Source organism: Rhizobacter sp. P2_H2, assembly GCF_056403375.1.
In genome coordinates, this window is sequence record NZ_JBFUFP010000228.1 from 1 (window position 1) to 6,568 (window position 6,568).

Consider the following 6,568-nt stretch of genomic DNA (forward strand, 5'->3'; position numbering starts at 1 on the left):
CGGCCACACCGGCCGGCCGCTGGAGCCGACCCGGCTCGAGGCCGTCGCCTACGGGCTGGTGATGCTGGCGACCGTGCTGCGCGTCGGCGTGCCGCTGCTGTGGCCCGCAGCCTATGGGCCAGCCTTGCTGATCGCCGGCGCCGCCTGGATCGCCGCCTTCACGCTCTACCTCAGTCTCTACCTCCCCTGGCTGTGCTCGCCACGCGTCGACGGGCAGGACGGCTGAAACGAACTTCCCCACCCCATGAGCACCGTCGCCATCCTGTTGTCCGCGTTCGTCCTGTCGGTCGTCGCGCTGCTGGTCTTCAACGACGGCGCGATGCCCGCCTTCAAGGCCCAGGTGCGCGAACGGACGAAGGCCCGCGGCGAGAGCTTGGCGGACGACAAGGAGCTTCCCCAGCATGAGTGAACACGTGACAGCCCGGGCATTGGACCGAGCCGGCATCGAGACGCTGGTGCACGACTTCTATGGCGATGTGCGGAGCGACGACCTGCTCGCACCGGTGTTCAACAAGGTGATCGGCGACGACTGGAGCGTGCACCTCGATCGGCTGGTCGAGTTCTGGAGCACCGTGATGCTGGGCACGCGAACCTTCCGCGGCAACGTCTACAGCAAGCACATGGTGCTCGACGGCGTGCACCCTGAGCATTTCCTGCGCTGGATCACGCTGTGGCACCGGCACACCAACCGGCTGTTCGCAGGCGAGGTCGCCGAGGAACTCCAGCGCACCGCGCACGGCATCGGCCGCAACCTGTTCCACGGCTTCTTCGGCGAGTTCCCCCGCTTCGTGATGCACAACGGCGTGGCCGTCGGCCATGAGCCGGACGTGTGGGTCGCGCCCTGAGCCGCCAGTCGCTGGCGGGTGGCAGCGGGCGGCACAATGCCGCCCCATGAGTGACCTCCCGCTCCCGCCCCAGGATCCCGAGCTGCTGCGGCGGCTGCTGCGCGCGAAGGACCGCATGGATGCCGCCTCGCACGAAGCCTGGCCGGTGCAGCGGCTGGCCGGCGTGAGCGATGTCTCCGAGGCGCATTTCGCGCGTTCGTTCAAGCAGGCCTTCGGCACGCCGCCGCACCGCTACCTGCTGACGCGGCGCATCGAGCGCGCGACGGCGCTGCTGCGCGAGACCGAGCTGCCGATCACCGAGATCGCGTTCGAGACGGGCTGGGAGAGCCTGGGCACCTTCGGGCGCACCTTCCGCGACATCACCGGCGAGAGCCCGAGCACGCTGCGGGCCCGCGCGCGGGCAGCGGTGCAGGAGCCGGGCCGCGTGCCGGCGTGCGTGCTGAGTGCCGCGCACCGGCCCGACCTGACGATCGCAGTTTCGGAGAAGCGCCGCCGCGAGGCCGACGCTATAAATGAATCTCACGACAAGGAGATTCCATGATCCAAGGCATTGAAGTGGTCGGACTGTACGTGCGAGACCAGGATGAAGCGCTCGCGTTCTACGTCGACAAGCTCGGCTTTCGCGTCCACACCGACGTGCGCAACGGCGACTACCGCTGGCTGACGGTGCAGCACCCGGACCAGCCGTCGTTCCAGCTCGGCCTGAGCGTGCCGGGGCCGCCGGTGCTCGACGCCGAGACCGCGCAGGCGCTGCGCGCGATCGTGGCCAAGGGCGGCATGCCGCCGCTGGTGCTGAAGGTGGACGATTGCCGCGCTGCCCATGCGCGGATGCAGGCCCGCGGTGTCGAGTTCACGCAGGAGCCGATCGACCGCTATGGCACGGTGGATGCGGGCTTCCGCGATCCGTCGGGGAACGGCTGGAAGATGATCGAGGCACGGCGCTGAGCGTCAGGCGGCGGTCGGCTCGCGCCGCATGCAGGCGGGTCTTCAGCCTTCCTTCAGCACCAGCTTGATCCAGGGCCGGCCGTCCTGCGCGGTGCCTGATGGCACCACCTGGAAGACCGCCTCGGAAGCCGGGATCGGCTGCCGCTTCAGCTCCGGCGTGAAGTCGCCGTTCAATCGACTGTGCCTGACGTAGCGGACCACCTGCGTGCCGGAGACGAAGGCCAGGCTCATGACGCCGTCGTCGACGGACTCGAAGGGAACGACGCGTTCGCACTGCCGGGGCTCGACGCCCAGCACCGCGCAGATGTGCGCGCGCGGCGCGTACGGGCCGAACAGGTACAACTTCTCCCACTCGAAATCCGTGACGGCCGCGATGCGGACCTCCTGCGCTTGCGGGCCTCGGGCGGCCGCGCCGATGGCGGCCGACACGCGGTCATCGACCAACGAACAAGCCGAAGCAAGAAGCGCCAGCAGCGTGGCAAGTGTCGAGGTGTGTTTCATGGGGTCGAATGATCCTACAGGTTCTTGCGCCCGCGCCGGCAGGTCAGGCCTTCGCCGCGCCCTTCGGATGTGCCAGCGCGAGGGTCACGAACTCCACGAACGCCCGCGGCCAGCACGCTGAAGAAACCCGGGTCGGCGGGTTCGATGCCCTGCAGATCAGGAACGAGACCGACAAGTTCGCGAAGCTCGTGAAGGAGGCGAAGGTCACAATCGATTGAGCTCGCGGCGGAGCTCGCTCTTGCGCTCGATGACCCGCGACACCAGCCCGTACTCGACCGCTTCTTCGGCCGACAGCCAGCGGTCGCGCTCGATGTCGGCCAGCACCACCTCCAGCGACTTGCCGGTCTCGCGCGCGATCGTGCGTGCGATGCGCTCGCGCGCCTTGACGATCTCGAGGGCCTGGATGGCGATGTCGCTGGCCCGCCCGCCGGCGCCGCCGCTGGGCTGGTGGATCAGGAAGCGCGTGTTGGGCAGGCAGTAGCGCCGCGCGCGCGGCACCGCCAGGTACAGGTGGGTGGCGGCGCTGCCGACCCAGCCGGTGCCGATCATGTTCACCGGCGCGGCGATGAAGCGCACGATGTCGTGGATCGCATCACCCGACTCCAGGTGGCCCCCGGGCGAGCTCACCAGCACGTCGATGGGGTCGGCGCTTTCCGCGTCGAGTGCGATGAGCCGGCGCGTCACGTCCGCGGCCGTCACGTCGGTGACGGTGCCGAAGATCAGCAGCGTGCGGGCCTTGAAGGCCTTCTCCTCCAGGTAGGAGGTGCGGGGCTCGGTGGCGCCGGAGGGCGACACGGTGTCAGGGGTTTCCATCGTGGGATCCTCGTGGTTGAACTGCCTTGACGAACGAGGCGAGGCTGGCGTGACACCGACCCGTGGCCGGGCTGTGGCAAGCTGCGCCGATGCACGACGAACGCAAGCAAGCCCTGATCGATGCCGACCACCGTCGGCTGGTGCGCGCAGCCACCCGCCTGCTGGGCCCGGCGGACGCCGAGGATGCCGTGCAGGACGCCTACGTCCGTGCGCTGGAGGCCGACACCGAAGCGCTCAACGCCGCCCAGGCCTGGCTGCTCACCGTGGTGCGCAACCTGGCGATCGACCGCCTGCGCCGGCGCCAATGGATGCAGCACTGGCTGGAGGCGGAGATGAACGCCGGCGACACGGCCTCGTCCTCATCCTCGCCTTCGGCCGAGATGGATGCGGCGCTGGCGGAAGAGGCGGCCCAGGCCCTGCGCCTGCTCGCGGCCCATCTGACGCCGGCAGACGGCGCCGCGGTGCTGCTGCACGAGGTGTTCGAGATCGACCACGCCGAGATCGCGCGGGCCGGCGGCAGGTCCGAACCCGGCAGCCGACAGCAGTTGCGGCGGGCGCTGTTGCGGCTGCGGCAAGCGGGTCGCGCAGCGGAATCGCGGCCTCGCCCCGAACCGGCCGCGGGCGAAGAGGCCGTCTTCCGGGTGTACCTGCAGTCGCTGCAGCTGCGCGATCCGCACACGCTGTGGGCGCTGCTGCGCCAGCCGCCGGTCAACGCGTCGATGGGGATGCCTGCCATGGCCGTCGAAGCTGCATCGACATCGCCCGCGACCGCCTGCAGCGTCGTGCAGGTGGGCGGGCAGTTGGGCCTGGTGCTCACGCTGGACGGCGTCACGCTGTCCGTGTTGCCGCTGGGTGTGCAGCCCGAGCGCGACCGGGAGCCCTCGCTGTCATGACGGACCTGCCGATGCAGGACCAGACTCTCCTGCGCGAAGCCACCGTGGAGGAGCGTGCGGCGATTGAAAGCCTGCTGGTCAGGTTGCCTTCGGCTGCGACCCGTTGGAAGCATGGTGCCGAGAACGCCTTTGTCTTGTGGGCGGCCAGCCTGCTGAGCGTTGTCGTCATCTGGCTCGTCATCGGCTGGGCCCTTGGAAAGGCACTCTCCGTCGACCTCGGGTTGTACAGCTCCGCATCGCGGTGGGTCATCGGATTGGCCGTCCCGATCTGTGCGCTCTACGCCGTCACGTCGAGCGTCCTGTGGACTCGATCGCTGACGGACCACCGGCCCCTGTTGCGCGACGACCTGGCAAGTTCCAAGGTGATCGAAGAACGGTATGAGTTCGCCGAGGCCAAACGCTTTCAGGAGCCGGAGCACGGCGGACTGATCTACATGCTCCGCAGTGCCTCGGACAACGTGCTCGCCGTCTACGACCATGAGAGCCAGACGCTGGGCCTCGACGGACAAGATCCGCTGACCAGCAGATTCAAGCCGCTGTCCATGCTCACGCTCGTCAGAGCGCCAAAGAGCGGATACGTGCTCAGCAGCCAATCATCCGGTCGTCCACTGCATGTGGGTTCGCCCGAGGACCTCCTGGTGGATCCCCGAGACTGGCCGGAACAACACGAGCGCTGCGACATCCCGTGGGATCAGCTGGAAGTCAGGTTGGGTAACGCTACCCGTTGACGACCTTTCGATCAACGACCGAACACCAGCTCAGTCGAACAGCCCCGCCGCGGCGTAGGCCGACACGATCTCGTCGAAGACCTTCACGTCGCCGCGCCCCCGGGCGACCAGCTGGGCGCCTTCGATGGCCGCGAAGATCGCGAGCGCCCGGGACGTCAAGTCCAGCGGGTTCTTCCGCGGATGCCGCTCGGCCAGCACCTCGGCCAGCCAGCGCGTGTTCACCGAGGTGAACCGATCCACCTCCACGCGCACGGCATCCGGCAGGTCGCGGTACTCGGCCGACAGGATCCCGCACAGGCACATGCGGTTGTCGTTCTCCAGCGCCCTGCGGAAGATCGCGGTGTAGGCCTCCATCCGCTGCCCGTGGTCCGCGGACGAGGCGCGCAGCTCGTCGAGGAACGCAACCGCCTCGTCGACATACCGGCTCGCCAGCGCGGCCGCCAGGTCGCCCTTGGTCGGGAAGTGGTAATGCACGCTGGCGCTCTTGATGCCGACCTCCTTCGCCAGCTCGCGAAAGCTCAGCACGTTGTAGCCGTGCGCCTGCACCACCAGGCGGGCCGCCTGCAGGATGCTCTCTCGGGTGTCCGTGCGCGGGTCTGTGCTCATGGGCTCACTTTATCACATTACCTATCAGTAGATCAGATTGACAACGAGCATCACTCCACCTACAGTCCGCCGCTTACCTATCGATCGATAGGTAGTCAATCAACCTGATTTGAAACCTCCCCATGAAGATCCATGACCGCCCCGGCTTTCCCAACCCCGCCCGCATCCGCATCGTCCTGGCGGAGAAAGGGCTCGACGCGCAGTTCGAGTTCGTTCCGGTCGACCTGATCGGCGCCGAGCACAAGCAGCCGGACTTCCTCGCGAAGAACCCGTCGGGCGTGCTGCCGGTGCTCGAACTCGACGACGGCACGTTCATCTCCGAGTCCACCGCCATCACCGAATACCTCGACAACCTCGACGGCAAGCCGACATTGACCGGCCGCACGCCGCGCGAGAAGGCATTGATCCACATGATGCAGCGGCGCGCCGAGGCCTATGTGCTGGACCCGGTCGGGCTGTACTTCCACCACGCCACGCCGGGACTGGGTGATGCGCTGCAGGCCTTCAAGAGCCCCGAATGGCAGGGCCGCGCCGAGATGGGCCAGCGTGAAGCCGAGAAAGCCAAGGCCGGCATGAAGTACTTCAACGACGTGCTGGCCGACCAGGACTTCCTGGCCGGCGACGCCTTCTCGATGGCCGACATCACGCTGTTCGCCGGATTGATGTTCGCCGACGCCGCCGGGCTCGGGGTGCCAGCAGAACACAGCGCCCTGCTGCAATGGCGCGAGCGCGTCGCGCAGTTGCCGAGCGTGAAGAACCGCAGCGGCCAGGCCTTCCTGCCGTTCGACCTGAAGCGCATGGGCTTCTAGCGCGGGTCGCCACGGGTCGCGTCATGTCGACGACACAGTTGCCGGCCAGCATGGAAGCCCCTCCACTTCCCCGGCCCTGCACCATGATTCGAACTGCCTGCACTGCGACCCTCGGCCTGCTGCTCGCCGCCACCGCCATGGCGGACGACTTCTACCGCCTGGACGCGGCGCTGCCCGCCAACGTCGACATCCGCGCGAGCTACCCGGTGTTCGATTTCGATACCGACGGCTGCCTGCCCAGCGCCGGCATCAGCCGGCAGGGCCAGCAGAACGGCGGGCTCAAGCCGTCCGGCAGCATCACCGGCGGCTGCCGGCCCGGCAACTTCCTGGACACGTCCAACACGCTGCACCGCCACGCCTGCGTCCGCAGCGGCGGCGACATCTATTGCGGGCACTTCTACGCGCTGTACTTCCTGAAGGACCAGATC

General features: G+C 68.1%; 12 protein-coding genes. 9 read left to right on the top strand and 3 right to left on the bottom strand.

Annotated features, from left to right (window positions below; all coding sequences use genetic code 11):
* From AC1D15_RS13980 to AC1D15_RS14000, 5 genes are all read left to right on the top strand, one after another.
* Positions 1 to 226 (top strand): NnrS family protein (locus tag AC1D15_RS13980; protein WP_477826456.1); only part of this gene is annotated, 226 nt, incomplete at its 5' end.
* Positions 227 to 244: 18 nt separating this feature from the next.
* Entirely contained in the window at positions 245 to 409 is a 165-nt protein-coding gene (locus AC1D15_RS13985; protein WP_477826457.1) for a hypothetical protein, read from the top strand.
* Positions 402 to 845 (top strand): group III truncated hemoglobin, encoded by a 444-nt coding sequence (locus AC1D15_RS13990; RefSeq protein WP_477826458.1) that lies wholly within the window; start codon positions 402 to 404, stop codon positions 843 to 845. Before AC1D15_RS13985 ends, AC1D15_RS13990 begins: the two co-directional genes overlap by 8 nt.
* Positions 846 to 891: 46 nt before the next feature.
* A complete protein-coding gene (locus AC1D15_RS13995) occupies positions 892 to 1,386 on the top strand; it encodes a helix-turn-helix domain-containing protein (protein ID WP_047502444.1) in 495 nt (164 codons plus the stop codon).
* Positions 1,383 to 1,790 carry a VOC family protein gene (locus tag AC1D15_RS14000; RefSeq protein ID WP_477826459.1) on the top strand — a complete coding sequence of 136 codons (408 nt, stop codon included), beginning with the start codon at positions 1,383 to 1,385 and terminating at the stop codon, positions 1,788 to 1,790. The genes AC1D15_RS13995 and AC1D15_RS14000 overlap by 4 nt, the downstream gene beginning before the upstream one ends.
* A 42-nt stretch (positions 1,791 to 1,832) precedes the next feature.
* On the opposite strand, the gene AC1D15_RS14005 is transcribed toward AC1D15_RS14000, so the two are convergent.
* Together AC1D15_RS14005 and AC1D15_RS14010 are read right to left on the bottom strand one after the other, a co-directional pair.
* Complete coding sequence (locus tag AC1D15_RS14005) at positions 1,833 to 2,291, bottom strand: hypothetical protein (protein WP_477826460.1); 459 nt, start codon at positions 2,289 to 2,291, stop codon at positions 1,833 to 1,835.
* Between the two features lie 204 nt (positions 2,292 to 2,495).
* Positions 2,496 to 3,104, bottom strand: coding sequence for an ATP-dependent Clp protease proteolytic subunit (locus AC1D15_RS14010; RefSeq protein ID WP_477826461.1), 609 nt, complete (start codon positions 3,102 to 3,104; stop codon positions 2,496 to 2,498).
* Positions 3,105 to 3,193: 89 nt separating this feature from the next.
* Between AC1D15_RS14010 and AC1D15_RS14015 the strand changes: the two genes are divergently transcribed.
* Together AC1D15_RS14015 and AC1D15_RS14020 are read left to right on the top strand one after the other, a co-directional pair.
* Positions 3,194 to 3,997: a sigma-70 family RNA polymerase sigma factor gene (locus AC1D15_RS14015; protein WP_477826462.1), complete on the top strand. Its 804-nt coding sequence runs from the start codon at positions 3,194 to 3,196 to the stop codon at positions 3,995 to 3,997.
* Positions 3,994 to 4,725: a hypothetical protein gene (locus AC1D15_RS14020; RefSeq protein ID WP_477826463.1), complete on the top strand. Its 732-nt coding sequence runs from the start codon at positions 3,994 to 3,996 to the stop codon at positions 4,723 to 4,725. The genes AC1D15_RS14015 and AC1D15_RS14020 overlap by 4 nt, the downstream gene beginning before the upstream one ends.
* A 30-nt stretch (positions 4,726 to 4,755) precedes the next feature.
* Here the strand turns inward: AC1D15_RS14020 and AC1D15_RS14025 are convergent, their stop codons facing one another.
* Complete coding sequence (locus tag AC1D15_RS14025) at positions 4,756 to 5,331, bottom strand: TetR/AcrR family transcriptional regulator (RefSeq protein WP_477826464.1); 576 nt, start codon at positions 5,329 to 5,331, stop codon at positions 4,756 to 4,758.
* Positions 5,332 to 5,453: 122 nt separating this feature from the next.
* On the opposite strand from AC1D15_RS14025, the gene AC1D15_RS14030 reads away from it, so the two are divergent.
* Both AC1D15_RS14030 and AC1D15_RS14035 read left to right on the top strand, forming a co-directional pair.
* Positions 5,454 to 6,140 (top strand): glutathione S-transferase family protein, encoded by a 687-nt coding sequence (locus tag AC1D15_RS14030; protein WP_477826465.1) that lies wholly within the window; start codon positions 5,454 to 5,456, stop codon positions 6,138 to 6,140.
* 83 nt (positions 6,141 to 6,223) lie between these two features.
* On the top strand, positions 6,224 to 6,568 hold a 345-nt coding region (locus AC1D15_RS14035), incomplete at its 3' end, for an NPP1 family protein (protein WP_477826466.1).

Excerpts from the sequence above, each read along its gene's own strand:
- AC1D15_RS14025 (WP_477826464.1), bottom strand. The coding sequence starts at position 5,331 with ATGAGCACAGACCCGCGCACGGACACCCGAGAGAGCATCCTGCAGGCG.
- AC1D15_RS14000 (WP_477826459.1), top strand. The coding sequence starts at position 1,383 with ATGATCCAAGGCATTGAAGTGGTCGGACTGTACGTGCGAGACCAGGAT.
- AC1D15_RS13990 (WP_477826458.1), top strand. The coding sequence starts at position 402 with ATGAGTGAACACGTGACAGCCCGGGCATTGGACCGAGCCGGCATCGAG.
- AC1D15_RS13985 (WP_477826457.1), top strand. The coding sequence starts at position 245 with ATGAGCACCGTCGCCATCCTGTTGTCCGCGTTCGTCCTGTCGGTCGTC.
- AC1D15_RS14015 (WP_477826462.1), top strand. The coding sequence starts at position 3,194 with ATGCACGACGAACGCAAGCAAGCCCTGATCGATGCCGACCACCGTCGG.
- AC1D15_RS14005 (WP_477826460.1), bottom strand. The coding sequence starts at position 2,291 with ATGAAACACACCTCGACACTTGCCACGCTGCTGGCGCTTCTTGCTTCG.
- AC1D15_RS14010 (WP_477826461.1), bottom strand. The coding sequence starts at position 3,104 with ATGGAAACCCCTGACACCGTGTCGCCCTCCGGCGCCACCGAGCCCCGC.
- AC1D15_RS14020 (WP_477826463.1), top strand. The coding sequence starts at position 3,994 with ATGACGGACCTGCCGATGCAGGACCAGACTCTCCTGCGCGAAGCCACC.
- AC1D15_RS14030 (WP_477826465.1), top strand. The coding sequence starts at position 5,454 with ATGAAGATCCATGACCGCCCCGGCTTTCCCAACCCCGCCCGCATCCGC.
- AC1D15_RS13995 (WP_047502444.1), top strand. The coding sequence starts at position 892 with ATGAGTGACCTCCCGCTCCCGCCCCAGGATCCCGAGCTGCTGCGGCGG.